The organism is Streptomyces sp. R28 (assembly GCF_041052385.1).
GTDB lineage: Bacteria > Actinomycetota > Actinomycetes > Streptomycetales > Streptomycetaceae > Streptomyces.
In genome coordinates, this window is sequence record NZ_CP163439.1 from 2,619,939 (window position 1) to 2,639,946 (window position 20,008).

At 69.8% G+C, this 20,008-nt stretch carries 19 protein-coding genes; 9 read left to right on the top strand and 10 right to left on the bottom strand.

Translation table 11 applies throughout. From position 1 onward, the window contains the following. Positions 1-4: 4 nt before the first annotated feature. From AB5J49_RS11505 to AB5J49_RS11530, 6 genes are all read right to left on the bottom strand, one after another. The gene (locus AB5J49_RS11505; RefSeq protein WP_369168473.1) at positions 5-1,261 is read right to left on the bottom strand and encodes a cysteine desulfurase; all 1,257 of its coding nucleotides are present in this window, start codon (positions 1,259-1,261) and stop codon (positions 5-7) included. Further along, positions 1,258-2,022 carry a Fe-S cluster assembly ATPase SufC gene (gene sufC / locus AB5J49_RS11510; protein ID WP_128437116.1) on the bottom strand — a complete coding sequence of 255 codons (765 nt, stop codon included), beginning with the start codon at positions 2,020-2,022 and terminating at the stop codon, positions 1,258-1,260. The genes AB5J49_RS11505 and sufC overlap by 4 nt, the downstream gene beginning before the upstream one ends. 7 nt (positions 2,023-2,029) lie before the next feature. After that, positions 2,030-2,347 carry a non-heme iron oxygenase ferredoxin subunit gene (locus tag AB5J49_RS11515; protein ID WP_016436140.1) on the bottom strand — a complete coding sequence of 106 codons (318 nt, stop codon included), beginning with the start codon at positions 2,345-2,347 and terminating at the stop codon, positions 2,030-2,032. Further along, complete coding sequence (gene sufD / locus AB5J49_RS11520) at positions 2,347-3,528, bottom strand: Fe-S cluster assembly protein SufD (RefSeq protein WP_369168475.1); 1,182 nt, start codon at positions 3,526-3,528, stop codon at positions 2,347-2,349. The genes AB5J49_RS11515 and sufD overlap by 1 nt, the downstream gene beginning before the upstream one ends. A 61-nt stretch (positions 3,529-3,589) precedes the next feature. Then, positions 3,590-5,011, bottom strand: a complete 1,422-nt coding sequence (sufB, locus tag AB5J49_RS11525; RefSeq protein ID WP_369168477.1) for a Fe-S cluster assembly protein SufB — start codon at positions 5,009-5,011, stop codon at positions 3,590-3,592. Beyond that, the gene (locus AB5J49_RS11530) at positions 5,008-5,778 is read right to left on the bottom strand and encodes a helix-turn-helix transcriptional regulator (protein ID WP_369168479.1); all 771 of its coding nucleotides are present in this window, start codon (positions 5,776-5,778) and stop codon (positions 5,008-5,010) included. The genes sufB and AB5J49_RS11530 overlap by 4 nt, the downstream gene beginning before the upstream one ends. Before the next feature lie 161 nt (positions 5,779-5,939). On the opposite strand from AB5J49_RS11530, the gene AB5J49_RS11535 reads away from it, so the two are divergent. The 4 genes from AB5J49_RS11535 to AB5J49_RS11550 all read left to right on the top strand — a co-directional run bounded on the left by AB5J49_RS11535 (position 5,940) and on the right by AB5J49_RS11550 (position 9,596). After that, complete coding sequence (locus AB5J49_RS11535; RefSeq protein WP_369168481.1) at positions 5,940-6,737, top strand: aminoglycoside N(3)-acetyltransferase; 798 nt, start codon at positions 5,940-5,942, stop codon at positions 6,735-6,737. Between the two features lie 69 nt (positions 6,738-6,806). Then, the gene (locus tag AB5J49_RS11540) at positions 6,807-7,730 is read left to right on the top strand and encodes an ABC transporter ATP-binding protein (protein WP_369168482.1); all 924 of its coding nucleotides are present in this window, start codon (positions 6,807-6,809) and stop codon (positions 7,728-7,730) included. Continuing rightward, on the top strand, positions 7,727-8,503 hold the full coding sequence (locus AB5J49_RS11545; RefSeq protein WP_369168484.1) for an ABC transporter permease: 777 nt from the start codon (positions 7,727-7,729) through the stop codon (positions 8,501-8,503). The genes AB5J49_RS11540 and AB5J49_RS11545 overlap by 4 nt, the downstream gene beginning before the upstream one ends. 79 nt (positions 8,504-8,582) lie before the next feature. Then, entirely contained in the window at positions 8,583-9,596 is a 1,014-nt protein-coding gene (locus AB5J49_RS11550; RefSeq protein ID WP_369168485.1) for a heme A synthase, read from the top strand. Here AB5J49_RS11550 and AB5J49_RS11555 read toward each other — a convergent pair. The 4 genes from AB5J49_RS11555 to AB5J49_RS11570 all read right to left on the bottom strand — a co-directional run bounded on the left by AB5J49_RS11555 (position 9,551) and on the right by AB5J49_RS11570 (position 12,843). Next, positions 9,551-10,288: a nucleotidyltransferase domain-containing protein gene (locus AB5J49_RS11555; RefSeq protein WP_369168486.1), complete on the bottom strand. Its 738-nt coding sequence runs from the start codon at positions 10,286-10,288 to the stop codon at positions 9,551-9,553. The genes AB5J49_RS11550 and AB5J49_RS11555 overlap by 46 nt on opposite strands. 18 nt (positions 10,289-10,306) lie before the next feature. Next, a complete protein-coding gene (locus AB5J49_RS11560; RefSeq protein WP_369168487.1) occupies positions 10,307-11,413 on the bottom strand; it encodes an amidohydrolase family protein in 1,107 nt (368 codons plus the stop codon). A gap of 104 nt (positions 11,414-11,517) precedes the next feature. Beyond that, positions 11,518-11,820 carry a hypothetical protein gene (locus AB5J49_RS11565; RefSeq protein ID WP_369168488.1) on the bottom strand — a complete coding sequence of 101 codons (303 nt, stop codon included), beginning with the start codon at positions 11,818-11,820 and terminating at the stop codon, positions 11,518-11,520. A 69-nt stretch (positions 11,821-11,889) separates the two neighbouring features. Beyond that, positions 11,890-12,843: a heme o synthase gene (locus AB5J49_RS11570; protein ID WP_369175103.1), complete on the bottom strand. Its 954-nt coding sequence runs from the start codon at positions 12,841-12,843 to the stop codon at positions 11,890-11,892. A 354-nt stretch (positions 12,844-13,197) separates the two neighbouring features. On the opposite strand from AB5J49_RS11570, the gene tkt reads away from it, so the two are divergent. The 5 genes from tkt to pgl are packed head-to-tail and all read left to right on the top strand — an operon-like array spanning position 13,198 to position 19,947. Next, entirely contained in the window at positions 13,198-15,285 is a 2,088-nt protein-coding gene (gene tkt / locus AB5J49_RS11575; RefSeq protein WP_369168489.1) for a transketolase, read from the top strand. A gap of 34 nt (positions 15,286-15,319) precedes the next feature. Then, positions 15,320-16,438, top strand: a complete 1,119-nt coding sequence (gene tal / locus AB5J49_RS11580; RefSeq protein ID WP_369168490.1) for a transaldolase — start codon at positions 15,320-15,322, stop codon at positions 16,436-16,438. A 4-nt stretch (positions 16,439-16,442) separates the two neighbouring features. After that, the gene (gene zwf, locus AB5J49_RS11585; protein WP_369168491.1) at positions 16,443-17,981 is read left to right on the top strand and encodes a glucose-6-phosphate dehydrogenase; all 1,539 of its coding nucleotides are present in this window, start codon (positions 16,443-16,445) and stop codon (positions 17,979-17,981) included. Next, positions 17,978-19,168, top strand: a complete 1,191-nt coding sequence (gene opcA, locus AB5J49_RS11590; protein WP_369168492.1) for a glucose-6-phosphate dehydrogenase assembly protein OpcA — start codon at positions 17,978-17,980, stop codon at positions 19,166-19,168. Before zwf ends, opcA begins: the two co-directional genes overlap by 4 nt. Continuing rightward, positions 19,165-19,947, top strand: a complete 783-nt coding sequence (gene pgl, locus AB5J49_RS11595) for a 6-phosphogluconolactonase (protein WP_369168493.1) — start codon at positions 19,165-19,167, stop codon at positions 19,945-19,947. Before opcA ends, pgl begins: the two co-directional genes overlap by 4 nt. Positions 19,948-20,008: the final 61 nt, after the last annotated feature.

Below are 20,008 nucleotides of genomic sequence, written 5' to 3' on the forward strand. Positions count from 1 at the left end.
CCCGTCAGCCGAAGAAGTTCCGTACGTGCTCCAGGCCGTCCACCAGAGCGTCGATCTCGGCGGGCGTGGAGTACAGATAGAACGACGCTCGCGTGGTCGCAGGAATTCCGTAGCGCAGGCAGACCGGGCGGGCGCAGTGGTGGCCGACCCGGACCGCGATGCCCTGCTCGTCGAGGACCTGGCCCACGTCGTGCGGGTGGATGTCGCCGAGTGTGAAGGAGATCGCGGCGCCGCGGTCCTCGGCCGTGGTCGGGCCGATGATCCGCAGGTCCGGGACCTCCGCCAGCCGCTTCACCGCGTACTCGGTGAGCGCGTGCTCATGGGCGAGGATCTTGTCCATGCCGATCGAGTTGAGGTAGTCGATCGCCGCGCCGAGACCGATCGCCTGCGAGATCGGAGGCGTGCCCGCCTCGAACTTGTGCGGCGCCGGGGCGTACGTCGACGAGTGCATCGACACCGTCTCGATCATCTCGCCGCCGCCCAGGAACGGAGGCAGGTCCTCCAGCAGCTCCTGACGGCCCCAGAGGACGCCGATGCCGGTCGGGCCGCACATCTTGTGGCCGGTGAAGGCCACGAAGTCGGCCTGGAGCGACTGCACGTCCAGCGGCATGTGGGGCGCGGCCTGCGAGGCGTCGATGCAGACCAGCGCACCGACCTCCTGCGCGCGACGCACTATCGCCTCGACCGGGTTGAGCGTGCCCAGGATGTTCGACACCAGCACGAAGGAGACGATCTTCGTCTTCTCCGTGATGACCTCGTCGATGTTGGACAGGTCGAGGCGGCCGTCGTCGGTGAGACCGAACCACTTCAGCTTCGCACCCGTGCGCTGCGCGAGCAGCTGCCACGGCACGATGTTGGAGTGGTGCTCCATCTCCGTGATGACGATCTCGGTCTCGTGGTCCACCCGGTAGGGCTCGTCGGCCCAGCCGAGCATGTTGGCCACGAGGTTGAGCGACTCGGAGGCGTTCTTGGTGAAGATCACCTCGTTGCGGCTGGGCGCGTTGATGAACTCCGCGACCTTGTCGCGCGCGCCCTCGTACAGCGCCGTGGCCTCCTCGGCGAGGACGTGCACGCCACGGTGGACGTTGGCGTTGTGCTGCTCGTAGTACTCCGAGAGCACGTCGAGCACCTGGCGCGGCGTCTGCGAGGTCGCCGCGTTGTCCAGGTACACGAGCTTCTTGTCGCCGTGGACGACGCGGTCCAGGATCGGGAAGTCCTTGCGGAGCGCCTCGGTGTCGAGGAGGCCCGGCAGCTGTGTCACGCGGATGCGCCACCCTTCGTGTAGGCCTCGTAGCCCTCGTTCTCCAGCTTGTCGGCGAGCTCGGCACCGCCGGACTCGACGATGCGACCGCCGGAGAAGACGTGGACCTGGTCGGGCTTGATGTAGCGCAGGATGCGCGTGTAGTGCGTGATCAGCAGGGTGCCGACCTCGCCGGTCTCACGGACCCGGTTCACGCCCTCGGAGACGACGCGCAGGGCGTCGACGTCCAGGCCGGAGTCGGTCTCGTCGAGGATCGCGACCTTCGGCTTGAGCAGCTCCAGCTGAAGGATCTCGTGGCGCTTCTTCTCACCGCCGGAGAAGCCCTCGTTGACGTTGCGCTCGGCGAAGGACGGGTCCATGTTGAGGCGCTCCATGGCCTCCTTGACCTCCTTCACCCAGGTGCGCAGCTTGGGGGCCTCGCCGCGGATGGCGGTGGCGGAGGTGCGCAGGAAGTTGGAGACCGAGACGCCGGGGACCTCGACCGGGTACTGCATCGCCAGGAACAGGCCGGCGCGGGCGCGCTCGTCGACGGACATCTCCAGGACGTCCTCGCCGTCGAGGGTGACGGTGCCGCCGGTGATCGTGTACTTCGGGTGACCCGCGAGGGAGTAGGCGAGGGTCGACTTGCCCGAGCCGTTGGGGCCCATGATGGCGTGCGTCTCGCCCTGCTTCACGGTGAGGTCGACGCCCTTGAGGATCTCCTTCGTGGCGTTGTCGGCCTCGACGGTGACGTGCAGGTCGCGGATTTCAAGCGTTGCCATGGGTGCCTCAGGACTCCTGGTTGAGGGAGACGAGCACGTCGTCCCCTTCGATCTTTACGGGGTATACGGGGACGGGGCGCGTCGCGGGGAGGCCGGACGGCTTACCGGTGCGCAGGTCGAAGCTGGAGCCGTGCAGCCAGCACTCGATCTGGCAGTCCTCCACCTCGCCCTCGGAGAGCGAGACGTTCGCGTGGGAGCAGATGTCGTGGATGGCGAACACCTCCCCCTCGGTCTGCACGACCGAGACCGGCGTGCCGTCGAGTTCCACCCGCTTCGGGGTGTCCTCCTCCAGCTCGCTCAGCCCACAGGCGCGTACGAAAGCCATCAGACCGTGGCCTCCAGCTCCTCGTCGATCTTCACAAGGAGGCGCTCTTCGATGTCGTCGACGCCGATCTGCTGGACGAGCTCGGCGAAGAAGCCGCGGACGACCAGACGACGGGCCTCGTCGGCGGGGATGCCGCGGGCCATCAGGTAGAAGAGCTGCTCGTCGTCGAAGCGGCCGGTCGCGGAGGCGTGGCCGGCGCCGACGATCTCGCCGGTCTCGATCTCCAGGTTCGGCACGGAGTCGACACGGGCGCCGTCGGTCAGAACCAGGTTGCGGTTCATCTCGTACGTGTCCGTGCCCTCGGCCTTGGCCTCGATGAGGACGTCGCCGATCCACACCGCGTGGGCGTTGTCGCCCTGGAGCGCGCCCTTGTAGGCGACGTTGGACTTGCAGTGCGGGGTGTTGTGGTCGACGAGGAGACGGTGCTCCTGGTGCTGGCCCGCGTCGGTGAAGTAGAGGCCGAACAGCTCGGCCTCGCCACCGGTACCGGCGTAGGCGACGCGCGGGTGGAGGCGTACGAGGTCGCCGCCGAAGGTGACCACGAACGACTTGAAGGTGGCGTCCCGGCCGATCAGCGCGTTGTGCTGGCCCACGTGCACGGCCTTGTCGTCCCAGTCCTGGACGGAGACGACGGTCAGCTTGGCGCCGTCGCCCAGGATGTAGTCGACGTTGGCGGCGAGCACCGCGTCACCGGTGTGGTCGATGACGACGACGGCCTCGGCGAAGGCGCCCAGCTCGATGACCTGGTGGCCGTAGGCGACCCCGCCCTCGCCGTGCACGGCGATACGGATCGGCTCGGTGAGCACCGTCTCCTTGGGGACGGTGACCACTCCGGCCTTCTCGAACGCCGAGTACGCCTGGGCGGCGATGCGGTCCACCGGGGTGCCCGCCTTGCCGATCCGGGCGTCGTCACGGCCGACGGCCTCGACGATGACGCCCTCGGGGGCCTGCACGTCGACCTTCACGCCGTCACCGGTCGCGACGGCGGTGCCGTCGTGCAGCCCGCGCAGGCGCTCCAGCGGGGTGAACCGCCACTCCTCCTCGCGGCCGTGCGGGACCGGGAAGTCCGCGACGTCGAAGGACGGGGGCGCGCTCATGCGCGTGGCGACGGTCGACTCGGCGGCCACCGCGATCTGGCCCGCGGTGGTGGACCCCACGGGGATGTTCTGAGCCTCAGCCATGGCTGTCGGTCTGCTCTCTTCCTACGTCAGAAATTGCTGGCTGCTGTCCGGGGCGGTGGCCTTAGCCGACCGCGCCTTCCATCTGCAGCTCGATCAGCCGGTTGAGCTCGAGGGCGTACTCCATGGGCAGCTCCTTCGCGATGGGCTCGACGAAGCCGCGCACGATCATCGCCATCGCCTCGAACTCGCTCAGACCGCGGCTCATCAGGTAGAAGAGCTGGTCCTCGGAGACCTTGGAGACGGTGGCCTCGTGGCCCATGGACACGTCGTCCTCGCGGACGTCCACGTAGGGGTACGTGTCGGAGCGGGAGATGGTGTCGACCAGCAGCGCGTCGCACAGCACGTTCGACTTGGAGCCGTGGGCGCCCTCGCCGATCTCGACGAGACCGCGGTAGGACGTACGACCGCCACCACGCGCCACGGACTTCGACACGATGTTGGAGGAGGTGTTCGGCGCCATGTGGACCATCTTGGAGCCGGCGTCCTGGTGCTGCCCCTCGCCCGCGAAGGCGATGGAGAGGGTCTCGCCCTTGGCGTGCTCGCCCATCAGGTAGACGGCCGGGTACTTCATCGTCACCTTGGAGCCGATGTTGCCGTCGATCCACTCCATGGTGGCGCCCTCGTAGGCGACGGCGCGCTTGGTGACCAGGTTGTAGACGTTGTTCGACCAGTTCTGGATGGTCGTGTAACGGCAGCGGGCGTTCTTCTTGACGATGATCTCGACGACCGCGGAGTGCAGCGAGTCCGACTTGTAGATCGGGGCCGTACAACCCTCGACGTAGTGCACGTAGGCACCCTCGTCGACGATGATCAGGGTCCGCTCGAACTGGCCCATGTTCTCCGTGTTGATACGGAAGTAGGCCTGGAGCGGGATCTCCACGTGGACGCCCGGCGGGACGTAGATGAAGGAGCCGCCCGACCACACGGCGGTGTTCAGGGAGGCGAACTTGTTGTCACCGACCGGGATGACGGTCCCGAAGTACTCCTTGAAGAGCTCCGGGTGCTCCTTCAGGGCCGTGTCGGTGTCGAGGAAGATGACGCCCTGCTCCTCCAGGTCCTCGCGGATCTGGTGGTAGACGACCTCGGACTCGTACTGGGCCGCGACACCGGCGACGAGGCGCTGCTTCTCCGCCTCGGGGATGCCGAGCTTGTCGTACGTGTTCTTGATGTCCTCGGGCAGGTCCTCCCAGGACTCCGCCTGCTTCTCCGTGGAACGTACGAAGTACTTGATGTTGTCGAAGTCGATACCGGAGAGGTCCGAGCCCCAGTTCGGCATGGGCTTCTTGTCGAAGAGACGCAGGCCCTTGAGACGCAGCTTCGTCATCCACTCCGGCTCGGACTTCTTCGCGGAGATGTCCTTGACGACATCTTCGTTCAGACCGCGCTTCGCAGAGGCGCCGGCTACGTCGGAGTCGGCCCAGCCGTATTCGTACTTGCCCAGGCCCTCGAGCTCAGGGTGGGCAGTCTCCGTGGGGAGAGTCATGCGGGGTTCCTCCCGGCCGTGCTTGCAGATGCGTTGTGGCTATGGACTTGCGTGTGGGAAATCTTTGGGATGAACGTCGTGCAGACGCCGTCGCCGTGCGCGATGGTCGCCAGTCGCTGGACATGCGTCCCGAGCAGCTCGGCGAAGATCTCCGTCTCCGCCTCGCACAGCTGCGGGAACTGCTCCGCGACGTGGGCGACCGGGCAGTGGTGCTGGCACAGCTGCTCGCCTTGTTGCGGGAGGGGTGCGCTGCGCGCCGTAGCAGCGTACCCGTCCACGCTCAGGGCCTTGGCCAGGGCTTCGGTGCGCTCGTCCGGGCTGACGGCCTCGATCGCCTTGCGGTACGCGCTCGCCTGGGCGGCGATCCGGGCCCGGGCGAAAGCGACGACTGCCTCCTGCCCGCCCTCGCGCTCGGCGATCCACTTCAGGGCGTCCGCGGCGAGCTTGTCGTACGACTGGTCGAAGGCGTCACGGCCGCAGTCGGTGAGCGCGAAGACCTTGGCGGGACGACCACGCGTACGCGTGCCGTACACCCGCTGTTCCCGGGCCTCCACGACGTCGTCCGCGACCAGCGCGTCCAGATGCCTTCGTACGGCGGCCTGGGTCAGTCCCAGCCGGCCGGCCAGGTCGGCGACGGTCGACGGCCCGTGGTCCAGGATGGACCGCGCGACCCGGTTGCGCGTGGAGCGGTCCGAGCGCAACCCAGCCGCGAACTCCTCCTGAGGGGGCCCCATCGGGGTCTCCCGAGCCTCGCCGACGTTTTTCACAACGCCATTGTTGCGTAATTCCTCAAAGCCAGGCAAGCCGCGCCCGGTCCGCTCGACGGTGCCCTGCGTCACTTAGGCATACCTAATGTGACCTGCGGAAATGATCTTTGATCGATCAATTCGGTGGCGCCGACGGGCTCCCTCCGGGACACTCGCGAACCATGTCGACACCCCCTCCGACCGGCCCTCTTGTCACCCGCGACACCCTCGCCGCACAACTTCGCGAGCTAGGGGTCCAAAGCGGTGAAACCCTCCTCGTTCACTCCTCCCTCAGCTCCCTCGGCTGGGTCTGCGGAGGAGCCGTCGCGGTCGTCCGGGGACTGCTCGACGCGCTCGGCCCGGACGGCACGCTGGTGGTCCCCACGCAGACCGGCGACCTGTCGGACCCGGCGGTGTGGAGCAATCCGCCGGTGCCCGTGGAGTGGTGGGACACGATCCGGGCGACGATGCCCGCCTACGACTCCCGCATCACGCCCTCGCGCGGGGTCGGCATCGTCCCGGAGACCGTGCGGACCTGGCCGGGCGCCCTGCGCAGTGCGCATCCGCAGACCTCCTTCGCCGCCGTCGGCCCGCGTGCCGGGGAGATCGTCGAGGGGCACGCCACGGACTGCCGCCTCGGCGAGCGCAGCCCGCTGGCCCGGCTGGAGGCGCTCCACGCGCGCGTGCTGCTGCTCGGCGCCGGTTACGACGCGTGCACCGGCTTCCATCTCGCCGAGTACCGCATTGCCTCGCCGCTGGTGAAGGTGGGGCGGCCGGGGCCCACGGGCTGGGAGGTGGTGACCGAGCTGTCGATCAGCTCGGACCGGTTCGACGAACTGGGCCACGACTTCGAGCGGGACCGTCCCGTCGTACGCGGGAAGGTGGGCGCGGCCGACGTACGGCTGTTTCCGCTGGTGGACGCGGTGGCGTACGCGCAGCGGTGGCTGGCGATACACCGGCCCCGCGCCGAGGAGATCTGAGCCGGGCCGCGGAGGGAGATGTGAACCCGGCCGTTTGGGTCACCGGCCGCGTACCTAGACTCTGGAGCCATGCGAACTGAGCCCGTGGTCCAGGTCCAGGCCCTGGTGAAGCGGTACGGCAACAAAACCGCCGTGAACGCCCTCGACCTGGTGGCCCGGGCCGGTGTCACCGCCGTCCTCGGACCCAACGGCGCGGGCAAGACCACGACCGTCGAGACCTGCGAGGGCTACCGGAAGCCGGACTCCGGCACGGTCCGCGTCCTCGGCCTCGACCCGGTGCGACAGTCCGGCGAGCTGCGGCCGCGTATCGGCGTGATGCTGCAGTCCGGCGGCGTGTACTCGGGCGCGCGGGCCGACGAGATGCTGCGGCATGTCGCGAAGCTGCACGCGCACCCCCTGGACATCGACGCCCTCATCGAGCGGCTCGGGCTCGGCAGCTGCGGCCGGACCACGTACCGACGTCTCTCGGGCGGTCAGCAGCAGCGGCTGGCGCTCGCCATGGCCGTGGTCGGCCGCCCGGAGCTGGTGTTCCTGGACGAGCCGACCGCCGGGCTCGACCCGCAGGCCCGCCGGGCCACCTGGGACCTGGTCCGGGACCTGCGCGCCGACGGCGTCTCGGTGATCCTCACGACCCACTACATGGACGAGGCCGAGCAGCTCGCCGACGACGTCGCGATCATCGACGCCGGTCGCGTCATCGCCCAGGGCTCCCCGGAGGAGCTGTGCCGGGGCGGTGCCGAGAACACCCTCCGCTTCAGCGGCCGCCCCGGCCTGGACGTGGGGTCCCTGCTGAAGGCCCTGCCCGCCGACTGCACGGCCGCGGAGCTGACGCCGGGCTCGTACCGGGTCGTCGGCAAGGTCGACCCGCAGCTGCTCGCGACGGTGACGTCGTGGTGCGCGCAGCACGGGGTGATGCCGGAGAAGATCTCTGTGGAGCGGCACACCCTCGAAGACGTGTTCTTGGAGCTCACCGGCAAGGAGTTGCGTTCATGACCACCGTCGGTACGGGTGCGTACACCCCGAAACCAGGGGCGGCCCCGCTCCCCCGCATGATCGCGGCCCAGGCGGCGCTCGAGACGAAGATGCTGCTGCGCAACGGCGAGCAGCTGCTCCTGACCGTCGTGATCCCGACCCTCCTGCTGGCCCTGTTCAGCTCGGTGGACATCGTCGACACCGGCGCCGGCGAGGCCGTCGACTTCCTCGCTCCGGGCATCCTCGCCCTCGCCGTGATGTCGACGGCGTTCACGGGGCAGGCGATCGCGACGGGCTTCGAGCGCCGGTACGGCGTGCTCAAGCGGCTGGCCTCCTCGCCGCTGCCCCGCTGGGCCCTGATGACGGCGAAGACGGCGTCGGTGCTGGTCACGGAGGTGCTGCAGATCCTCCTGCTGACGGTGATCGCCTTCGCGCTGGGCTGGTCGCCGCACGGCAACCCGGCAGCCGTCGTCCTCCTGCTGGTCCTGGGGACGGCCGCCTTCTCGGGCCTGGGCCTGCTGATGGCCGGCACCCTCAAGGCCGAGGCCACCCTGGCCGCCGCCAACCTGGTCTTCCTGCTGCTGCTCGTCGGCGGCGGGGTCATCGTGCCGCTGGACAAGTTCCCGCCCGGCGCGCAGGACGTCCTCGGCCTGCTGCCGATCTCGGCCCTGTCGGACGGGCTGCGTGACGTGCTCCAGCGCGGGGCCGGGATGCCCTGGGGCGACCTGGGGATTCTGGCCGTGTGGGCGGTCGTCGGGCTGGCGGCGGCCGGGAAGTTCTTCCGCTGGGAGTAGGTCCGGGGCAGAGGCCCGCGAGAGGCCTCCCCGGGACCCTCGTGAAAGCGTGCACAAGCGGCCGCCTACGATAGGGCGCGTGCCAAACGTGACCCGCGCCGACGCCGTAGCGGCCGTGCGCAACCCGCTCGCCTTCATCGCCGCACGCTGGACCCCGACCCCGAGGACGGTCCAACGGGCGGCCCTCTCCGCGCTCGTGATGTCGGTGCTCATCGTGGTCACCGGCGGTGCGGTACGGCTCACCGGTTCCGGCCTCGGCTGCCCGACCTGGCCCAAGTGCACCGACGACTCCCTCACCGCCACCAGCGAGATGGGCTTCCACGGTGCCATCGAGTTCGGCAACCGCATGCTGACGTACGTGCTGTGCGCCGCCGTCGGCTGGGCGATCATCGCCGCGCGCTCCGAGAAGCCGTACCGGCGCGGTCTGACCCGGCTGGGCTGGGCGCAGTTCTGGATCGTGATGAGCAACGCGGTGCTCGGCGGCATCGTCGTCCTGGTCGGCCTCAACCCGTACACGGTCGCGGCCCACTTCGTGGCGACGTCCGCCCTCATCGCGGTGGCCACGGTGATGTGGCAGCGCACCCGGGAGGGCGACGAGGCGCCCCGTCCGCTGGTCGGCAAGGCGGTGCAGCAGCTGGTGTGGGTCCTGGTCGGGGTCTCGGTGCTGCTGATCCTGGTCGGCACGGTGGTCACCGGCGCGGGCCCGCACGCGGGCGACTCCAGCGAGGTCGCGCGGATGCCGGTCGACTGGGAGACCGTCACCAAGCTGCACGCCGTGCTGGCCTGGATCGTGGTCACGCTGACGTTCGCCCTGTGGTTCGTCCTCAAGGCGGTCGACGCCCCGAAGGGCCCGCTGAACCGCACCCGCGACCTCTTCCTGATCCTCCTCGCGCAGGGCGTCATCGGCTACGTCCAGTACTTCACGGACCTTCCGGAGGTCCTGGTCGGCCTGCACATGTTCGGCTCGGCCGTGACGTGGATCGCCGTGCTCCGGGTGCTGATGTCACTGCGGGAGCGGCCCGAGGCGGAACTGCCCGACCTGCCCGTTCAGTCGTACGAGGCCACGAGCGCGTCGATCGCCGGTCCCAGGTAGTCCCGGGTCAGCCCGGCCCTGCGCGCCGCCCACTCCTCGGTCGGCGGTGCGGGGTCGTCGTAGCGGCGCCTGCGGATGTCCTCGACCACCTCTGCGGACGCCCCGAGGTTGGGCAGCAGGTCCAGGGCCTCCCGCTTGGTGATCAGGCGGCCGTCGCGCACGGTGACGCTCGCCCGGGCGAAGGTGACCAGCCCCAGGTCGACCCAGACGTCCCGTGTCCACAACGGGGCGTTGTCGACGGCCGGCCGCCAGAAGTCCCGCTGGTCGCGTACGACGAAGTCGCCGAGCTCCCGGTCCGAGACCGGCGGCAGCAGGGCGGCGGGCGCCCGCCCGTGCAGCACCCGACCGAAGGCGTGCAGCTCGCGCCGGGTCACCGGGGTCACCGTCCGTGTGAACAGCTCCTCGTGCGCCCAGGTGAGATGGCGCCTGCCGGGGTCGTCCGCCGTGTCGGGCGTCAGGTACGTGCAGTGCAGCTGCGTGGCGAGCGGCTCGGCCCGCAGCCGGGCGTGGAGCTTCGCCAGCCGCCAGATCGTGCGGGGCGTGAGCGGGCCGTCCAGTACGGCGATCAGGTCCAGGTCGCTGCGGCCCTCCTGGTAGTCGCCGCCGGCGAGCGAGCCGTGCGCCCAGACGGCGAGGGGAGCGAGCGGCTCCAGCTCCGTGAGAAAGCGGTCGAGTAAGGCATCCGTCAACATCCGCCCAGTCTGTACGGCTCACTCCAGCCCGTACACCCGGCGCGCGTTCCCCGCCGCCACCATCCCCGCCACCCGTTGCGCGTCCGCCAGCGACCACGCCCCCTCGGCCACCCAGCCGCCGAGCACCCGGCCGAGGGCCTCGCGGAAGAGATGGGCGCCCACCACATGCAGTTCGGGCAGGCCCTGTGCCCCGCTGGAGAAGAGGATCTTGCCGAAGGGGGCCAGTTCCAGGATCTCGGCGAGGATCGTGGCCGCGCGGGCACCCGTTCGGATGAGGGCGGCGCCCGAGTCGGCGTAGACGTGCGGGAAGACGCCGGCCAGGTGGGCGGCGTGGCGGTGGTACGGGTAGCCGTGCAGCAGGATCAGGTCGGTGCCGAGGCCGGCCGTCGCACGGACGAAGTCCGTCAGCAGGACCGGGTCCGTGCGGTCGATGCGCAGGCCCGGCTCCCCGAGCCCCGCGTGCAGCTGGAGCGGCAGTCCGGACGCCACCGCGATCCACAGCAGGTGCCGTAGCAGCACCGGGTCGCTCAGCTCGCCGCCGACGGTGCGTGCCGCCAGCCAGCGCCCCGCCGCGCCCCGCACCTCCCCCGGTCCCGGCGGCTCCGGCGCGAGGGCGAGACCGTGCCGGACGCCCGCCACGGACGTGAAGGCCACCGCGTTCACCGCCGCGCCGTGCACCGACTCGGCGAGGTTGGCGAGGAAGGACTCCACGGTGCCCGAGGTGTCCGCGACCTGTTCGGCGAGGAGTTCGAGACGCACGATCTCGTGGACGTCGGCGGACGCGGCCGACGCCATCTCCGGGGGGCCGGTGAGGTCGCCGGGCAGGCCGGTGTCGATCAGATATGTCGTGATGCCGCTGCCGCGCAGCAGACGCCGGCCCGCCTCCAGTACGCCGAGTTCACGACGCCTGCCCAGATAGCGGGCGGGCGGGCAGTGCGGTTCCAGGCCGAGCAGCGGAGGGCACCAGCGGCGTACGGCGAAACCGGTCTGTGTGTCGAAGAGCGTGGTGCCGGGAGCGGGTGGGCCCTCGGTGCGGGCCAGCTGGGCCTCGAAGGTGCCGAGGCCCAGTTCCGTGCGCAGTACGCCGTGGCAGTACTGGTCCACGAGGGACGGCGTGTCGATCATCCGGGCTCCCCGTTGGCTGGACCGTGTGTTCCTCACACGTCCTAACGGGTGAACCCGGCATCAGGTGTTGGTGTCACACGCCCCATGCGAAACGTCGACCGGTATCAGCCGTTGCTCGGTCCACCGACCTGGATGCCCGCCATGCGGCTCCACTCGTACGGGCCGGTCCTCACCTTGGCCGCGAATTCGCCGTCGAAGGACTCGTGGGCCGTGACGCCGGCCTTCTCGACCGCCTTCTCGGCGATCTCGTACGACGGTGCCACCAGGTCGCCCCAGCCGCCGTCCTCACCCACGAGGACGATGCGGGCGCCGCGCTGTCCGATGTACGCGACCTGGGCCTCGGCACCGCCGTGGGACTTCGCGAAGGTGTTGATCTGCTTGGCCAGCTTGGCCACCTTGTCTGCCATGGCCAGGATGCTACCGACGAGTAGATCGATTGGCGACGGGCGGGGTGAGTGACCCGTGCCTCAGAGCGCCTATCGCAGGAAGGGGTCGACCGCCACCGCCACGAACAGCAGCGAGACGTAGGTGATCGACCAGTGGAACAGGCGCATCTCCTTCAGCTTCCCGCCCGTCACCTCCGCCTTCGCGCGGTTCTGCAGCGCGTGCGCCTCCCACAGCCACCAGCCGCCCGCGGCCAGCGCGACCACGGTGTAGAACCAGCCCGTGTAGCCGAGCGGCGTCAGCAGGAGCGACACCGCCACCATCACCCAGCTGTAGATGACGATCTGCTTGGCGACGACCTTGTTGGAGGCGATGACCGGGAGCATGGGCACGCCCACGCGCGCGTAGTCGTCCTTCACCTTCATGGACAGCGGCCAGTAGTGCGGCGGCGTCCAGAAGAAGATCACCAGGAAGAGGATCAGCGGCGCCCAGGTGAGGGAGTTCGTGACGGCCGTCCAGCCGATCAGCACCGGCATGCAGCCCGCGATGCCGCCCCACACGATGTTCTGCGACGTTCGGCGCTTGAGGATCATCGTGTAGACGACGACGTAGAAGAGGAGTGCGCCGAGGGAGAGCCAGGCGCTCAGCCAGTTGACGGTGAGGCCGAACAGCAGCGTCGAGACGACCGCCAGCGTGATGCCGAAGGCCAGGCACTCGCGCGGGCTGACCATCCCGGTGACCAGCGGGCGCTGCGAGGTGCGGTCCATGAGCGCGTCGATGTCACGGTCGATGTACATGTTCAGCGCGTTGGCGCCGCCGGCCGAGAGGTAGCCACCGATGCAGGTGAGGAGCACCAGGCCGAGGTCTGGCACGCCCTGCTCGGCGAGGAACATCACCGGCACGGTGGTGATCAGCAGCAGCTCGATGATCCGCGGCTTGGTCAGCGCCACGAACGCCTTGACCCGGGCCCCGATCGGCCGCCGGCTCGGGCTCTGGCTCGTCCCGATAATCCCCGGTGGACGGGATTCAACGGCCGTCACGCACACCCCTGACAGAGACATCCCAGCGAGCCTGCCCGTGTGAAGTCCCGGTAAAGGCTCGCGCGTACCACGCCACTGTAGACGTTGCCCAGACCCGGACATCCGCGGGGGTCGGGTCGTGTTGAGCGGCACGTCGGAAGAGCCTGCCAGCACTCTGTTGAGCACTCGGACGAGCGGCTGCGTATTCAGTTGCCGAATGCGATCCAGCCCAGTGGGGAGGCGGATCCCCGCGAGTCCCGGCAGTCTGGAATGACTCGAAAAGACGCACGTACTTGCGGGGGTAGGCTCGACCACGGCCGGGGCGCCCCCGTGCACCGGCATTCGACATGCGTGACATGTGGAGAGGAGCCCTGACCCAGGGTGAGCACCAAGCCGACCACCACAGACCTCGAGTGGACCGAGTTGGACCAGCGGGCCGTCGACACCGCCCGCGTCCTGGCCGCCGATGCCGTACAGAAGGTCGGCAACGGCCATCCGGGTACGGCGATGAGCCTGGCGCCTGCCGCCTACACCCTCTTCCAGAAGGTGATGCGGCACGACCCGGCCGACCCGGAGTGGGTCGCGCGCGACCGCTTCGTGCTGTCCGCGGGCCACTCGTCCCTCACCCTCTACACCCAGCTGTACCTGGCCGGCTTCGGCCTGGAGCTGGACGACCTGAAGGCGTTCAGGACGTGGGGTTCGAAGACCCCCGGTCACCCGGAGTACGGCCACACCAAGGGCGTCGAGACGACGACCGGCCCGCTCGGCCAGGGTGTCGCCAACGCCGTCGGCATGGCCATGGCCGCCCGCTACGAGCGCGGTCTGTTCGACCCGGAGGCCACCGAGGGCGCCTCGCCCTTCGACCACTTCGTCTACGTCATCGCCGGTGACGGCTGCCTCCAGGAGGGCATCTCCGCGGAGGCGTCCTCGCTGGCCGGTCACCAGAAGCTCGGCAACCTGGTCCTGCTGTGGGACGACAACCACATCTCGATCGAGGGCGACACCGAGACGGCCGTCTCCGAGGACACCGTCAAGCGGTACGAGGCGTACGGCTGGCACGTGCAGCGCGTCGCCCCGAAGCCGGACGGCGACCTCGACCCGCACGCCCTCTACAACGCGATCGAGGAAGCGAAGAAGGTGACGGACAAGCCGTGCTTCATCGCGATGCGCTCGATCATCGCCTGGCCCGCCCCGAACGCGCAGAACACCGAGGCCGCCCACGGCTCGGCGCTCGGCGACGACGAGGTCGCGGCCACCAAGCGCGTCCTCGGCTTCGACCCGGAGCAGAGCTTCGAGGTCTCCGAGGCGGTCATCGCCCACACCCGCCAGGCCCTCGACCGCGGTCGCCAGGCGAAGGCGGAGTGGGAGAAGCAGCTCCAGGAGTGGCGCAACAGCAACCCGGAGCGCGCCGCCGAGTTCGACCGCATCAGCAAGGGCGAGCTGCCCACGGGCTGGGAGGAGAAGCTCCCGGTCTTCGAGCCCGGCAAGGGCGTCGCCACCCGTGCCGCGTCCGGCAAGGTGCTCCAGGCCCTCGGTGCCGTCGTCCCCGAGCTGTGGGGCGGCTCGGCCGACCTGGCCGGCTCCAACAACACGACGATCGACAAGGACAGTTCGTTCCTGCCGGCGGACAACCCGCTGCCCGAGGCGAACCCCTACGGCCGCACGATCCACTTCGGCATCCGCGAGCACTCCATGGCCGCGGAGATGAACGGCATCGCGCTGCACGGCAACACCCGTATCTACGGCGGCACCTTCCTCGTCTTCTCCGACTACATGCGCAACGCCGTGCGCCTGTCGGCGCTGATGCACCTGCCGGTGACGTACGTGTGGACCCACGACTCCATCGGTCTCGGTGAGGACGGCCCGACCCACCAGCCCATCGAGCACCTCGCCTCGCTGCGCGCCATCCCGGGTCTCAATGTCGTCCGCCCGGCGGACGCCAACGAGACCGCGATCGCCTGGCGCGAGATCCTCAGGCGCTACACGAAGGTCTTCGGCAAGGGCGCCCCGCACGGTCTGGCGCTGACCCGTCAGGGCGTGCCGACCTACGAGCCCAACGAGGACGCGGCCAAGGGCGGTTACGTCCTGTTCGAGGCCTCCACCGGGACGCCCGAGGTGGTCCTCATCGCCACCGGTTCCGAGGTGCACGTCGCCGTCGAGGCGCGCGAGCAGCTGGAGGCCGACGGCGTGCCGACGCGGGTCGTGTCCATGCCGTCCGTGGAGTGGTTCGAGGAGCAGGACCAGGGGTACCGGGACAGCGTTCTGCCGCCGGCCGTCAAGGCGCGGGTCGCCGTGGAGGCCGGTATCGGGCTGACCTGGCACAAGTACGTCGGGGACGCGGGTCGCATCGTTTCCCTGGAGCACTTCGGTGCTTCGGCGGACGGCAAGGTCCTTTTCCGGGAGTACGGCTTCACTGCCGAGAACGTGGCGGCTGTCGCGCGGGAATCCCTCGCCGCGGCCCAGCGCTGACGCTCATATACGAGACGTAGGAGTTTGATTTTCCATGACAGACGCACTCAAGCGCCTCTCCGAGGAAGGCGTCGCGATCTGGCTGGACGACCTGTCGCGCCAGCGCATCACGTCCGGCAACCTGGCCGAGCTGATCGACCAGCAGCACGTCGTGGGTGTCACGACCAACCCGTCGATCTTCCAGAAGGCGATCAGCGGCGGTGACGGCTACGAGCAGCAGGTCGCCGACCTCGCCGCCCGCAAGGTCACCGTCGAAGAGGCGATCCGCATGATCACCACGGCGGACGTCCGCGACGCCGCCGACATCCTGCGCCCGGTCTTCGACGCCACCGGCGGCCAGGACGGCCGGGTCTCCATCGAGGTCGACCCGCGGCTCGCGCACAACACGCGTGCGACCGTCGCCGAGGCCAAGCAGCTGGCCTGGCTGGTCGACCGTCCGAACACCCTGATCAAGATCCCGGCCACCAAGGCGGGTCTCCCGGCGATCACCGAGGTCGTCGGCCTCGGCATCAGCGTCAACGTCACGCTGATCTTCTCGCTGGAGCGCTACCGCGAGGTCATGAACGCCTACCTGGCCGGTCTGGAGAAGGCGAAGGAGCGCGGGCTCGACCTGTCGCTCATCCGCTCCGTGGCGTCCTTCTTCGTGTCCCGCGTGGACACCGAGATCGACAAGCGTATCGACGCGCTCGGCACCGACGAGGCCAAGGCCGCGCGCGGCAAGGCGGGCGTGGCCAACGCTCGCCTCGCCTACGAGGCGTACGAGGAGGTCTTCTCCTCGGACCGCTGGAGCGCGCTGGAGAACGCGGGCGCCAACAAGCAGCGTCCGCTGTGGGCGTCGACCGGCGTGAAGGACCCGGCCTACAAGCCGACCCTGTACGTCGACGACCTGGTGGCGCCGAACACGGTCAACACCATGCCCGAGGCCACCCTCCACGCCACGGAGGAGAAGGGCGAGATCACCGGCAACACCATCGCCGGCACCTACGCCCAGGCCCGCGCCGACCTGGACGCCGTCGAGAAGCTCGGCATCTCGTACGACGACGTGGTGCAGCTGCTGGAGGACGAAGGCGTCGAGAAGTTCGCGACGTCCTGGAACGACCTGCTCAAGTCGACCGAGGCGGAGCTGGAGCGCCTCGCCCCCTCGGAGGGCTGATCCCTTGCCACCCTTCAACGTCACTGAAGCGAATCCGCTTCGTGACGCCGCCGACCGACGGCTCCCGCGTATCGCGGGGCCGTCGGGCCTGGTGATCTTCGGCGTTACGGGCGATTTGTCACGTAAAAAGCTGATGCCCGCCGTGTACGACCTCGCCAACCGGGGTCTGCTGCCGCCGGGCTTCTCGCTGGTCGGCTTCGCCCGCCGCGAGTGGGCCCACGAGGACTTCGCACAGGAGGTCCACGACGCGGTCAAGGAGCACGCCCGGACCCCCTTCCGCGAGGAGGTCTGGCAGCAGCTCATCCAGGGCATGCGCTTCGTGCAGGGCACCTTCGACGACGACGACGCCTTCGAGCGGCTGCGCGGCACCATCGAGGAGCTGGACAAGGCACAGGGCACGGGCGGCAACTTCGCCTTCTACCTGTCGGTGCCGCCGCGCTCCTTCCCGGTGGTCATCCAGCAGCTCAAGAAGCACGGCCTGGCCGACCAGACGGGCGGCTCCTGGCGCCGCGCGGTCATCGAGAAGCCCTTCGGCCACGACCTGAAGTCCGCCGAGCAGCTCAACAAGGTCGTCCACGAGGTCTTCGCCCCGGACCAGGTCTTCCGCATCGACCACTACCTGGGCAAGGAGACCGTCCAGAACATCCTGGCGCTGCGGTTCGCCAACACGATGTTCGAGCCGATCTGGAACCGGTCCTTCGTGGACCACGTGCAGATCACCATGGCCGAGGACATCGGCATCGGCGGCCGCGCCGGCTACTACGACGGCATCGGCGCCGCCCGTGACGTCATCCAGAACCACCTCCTGCAGCTGATGGCCCTGACGGCCATGGAGGAGCCCGCCTCCTTCGACGCGGACGCGCTGGCCGCGGAGAAGACCAAGGTGCTCGGTGCCGTACGGCTGCCGAAGGACCTGGGCCGGGACACCGTGTTCGCGCAGTACGCGGCCGGCTGGCAGGGCGGCGAGAAGGCGGTCGGGTACCTCCAGGAGGAGGGCACCGACCCCAAGTCGAAGACCGACACGTACGCCGCCATCAAGCTGGGGATCGACAACCGCCGCTGGGCGGGCGTCCCCTTCTATCTCCGCACCGGCAAGCGCCTCGGCCGCCGTGTCACCGAGATCGCGGTGGTCTTCCAGCGGGCCCCGCACTCGCCCTTCGACACGACGGCCACCGAGGAGCTGGGCCAGAACGCGATCGTGATCCGCGTCCAGCCGGACGAGGGCGTCACGGTCCGCTTCGGCTCGAAGGTGCCGGGCACGTCGATGGAGATCCGGGACGTGTCGATGGACTTCGCGTACGGCGAGTCCTTCACGGAGTCCTCGCCCGAGGCGTACGAGCGGCTGATCCTCGACGTCCTCCTCGGCGACTCGAACCTCTTCCCACGCACCGAGGAGGTCGAGCTGTCCTGGAAGATCCTCGACCCGATCGAGGAGTACTGGGACACCCACGGCAGGCCCGCCCAGTACCCGTCCGGTACCTGGGGCCCCGTCGAGGCGGACGAAATGCTCGAGCGAGACGGACGGAGCTGGCGCCGGCCATGAAGATAGACCTCACGGACACCACGGCCAGCAAGATCAACAAGGCACTGGTGCAGGGTCGCCGCGCGATCGGCACACCGGCCGTCGGCATGGTGCTCACGCTGGTCATCGTCACGGACGAGGAGAACGCGTACGACGCCCTGAAGGCCGCGAGCGACGCCGCGCACGAGCATCCCTCGCGCACGCTGGTGGTCATCAAGCGCGTCTCGCGCTCGCCGCGCGACCGCACGCAGTCCCGGCTGGACGCCGAGGTGCGGGTGGGCGCCGACGCGGGCAGCGGCGAGACGGTGGTGCTGCGGCTGTACGGCGAGGTGTCCGACCATGCCCAGTCCGTCGTCCTTCCGCTGCTGCTGCCGGACGCCCCGGTGGTGGTCTGGTGGCCGGTGAACGCCCCGCTCGACCCGGCGAACGACCCGCTGGGCGCGCTGGCCCAGCGCCGGGTGACCGACACCTACGCCTCGGAGCAGCCGGTGCGGGAGCTGTCGTCCCGCGCCGACACCTACACGCCGGGCGACACCGACCTGTCCTGGACCCGGATCACGCCGTGGCGCTCGATGCTCGCGGCGGCTCTGGACCAGGTGGTCTGCGACGTGAAGGCCGTGGAGGTGGAGGGCGAGGAGTTCAACCCGAGCTGTGAGCTGCTGGCGATGTGGCTCGCGGACCGGCTGGACGTGCCCGTGAAGCGGTCTCTGTCGTCGGGCCCCGGTCTGACGGCGGTCCGGATGGACACCGACTGCGGCCCGATCGTGCTGGACCGGGCGGACGGCTCCCTGGCGACCCTCTCCATCCAGGGCCAGCCGGACCGTGCGGTGGCGCTGAAGCGGCGGGAGACGGCCGAGCTGATCGCGGAGGAGCTGCGGCGGCTCGACCCGGACGACACGTACGCCTCGGCGCTGCGGTTCGGGGTGGAGCGGCTGAACTCGGTGCCCGCTTCGGCGGTTCGGGGCGCGGAGGCGGCCGAGGCCACGGTGGCCAAGGCCGTGCAGGCCGTGGCCCTGGCCGAGGCTGCCGTTGCGCGGGCCGAGGAGCCGGATGCGGAGGAGGAGCCCTTGGCCGCGGGGGAGCCTTCGGCCAAAGGGGATTCACGGGCCAAAGGAGAATCGGTCGGAGCGCCCGCCGAAATCGCTGCGAAAGCATCCGCGAAGGAAGCGACGGCGCAGGAACCGGTGACGAAGGCGGCGGCGAAGTGAGTACTCCTCAGCTGGTCGTGCACCACGACAAGGAGCTGATGGCGCAGGCCGCGGCGGCCCGGCTGATCACGAAGATCGTGGACGCCCAGGCCTCCCGGGGCTCGGCGTCCGTGGTCCTCACCGGCGGCCGCAACGGCAACGGCCTGCTGGCCGCCCTCGCGGCCGCCCCCGCCCGGGACGCCATCGACTGGACCCGGCTGGACCTGTGGTGGGGCGACGAACGGTTCCTCCCCGAGGGCGACCCGGAGCGCAACGTCACGCAGGCCCGCGAGGCCCTGCTGGACGCGGTGCCGCTGGATCCGAAGCGCGTGCACGCCATGCCCGCCTCGGACGGCCCGTTCGGCACGGACGTGGAGGCGGCGGCCGCCTCGTACGCGGAGGAACTGGCGAGGGCGGCCGGCCCCGAGAACCACGGCGCGGTTCCCACGTTCGACGTCCTGATGCTGGGCGTGGGCCCCGACACGCACGTGGCCTCCCTGTTCCCGGAACTGCCCGCGGTACGGGAAACGGAGCGCACGGTCGTCGGCGTCCACGGCGCCCCGAAGCCCCCGCCGACCCGTGTGACCCTCACCCTGCCCGCGATCCGGGCGGCCCGTGAGGTGTGGCTGCTGGCGGCGGGCGAGGACAAGGCGCAGGCCGCGGCGATCGCCCTGTCGGGTGCGGGTGAGATCCAGGCGCCGGCGGGCGGGGCGTACGGGCGTTCGAGGACCCTGTGGTTGCTGGACTCGGCGGGGGCATCGCAGCTGCCGAGGTCGCTGTATCCGCCTGCGTCTGCGTGAGAGGGGGGTGCGGCGGGGGATGGTTTCGCCCCCGCCGCCCCTACCCGTCCCATCCTCAAGG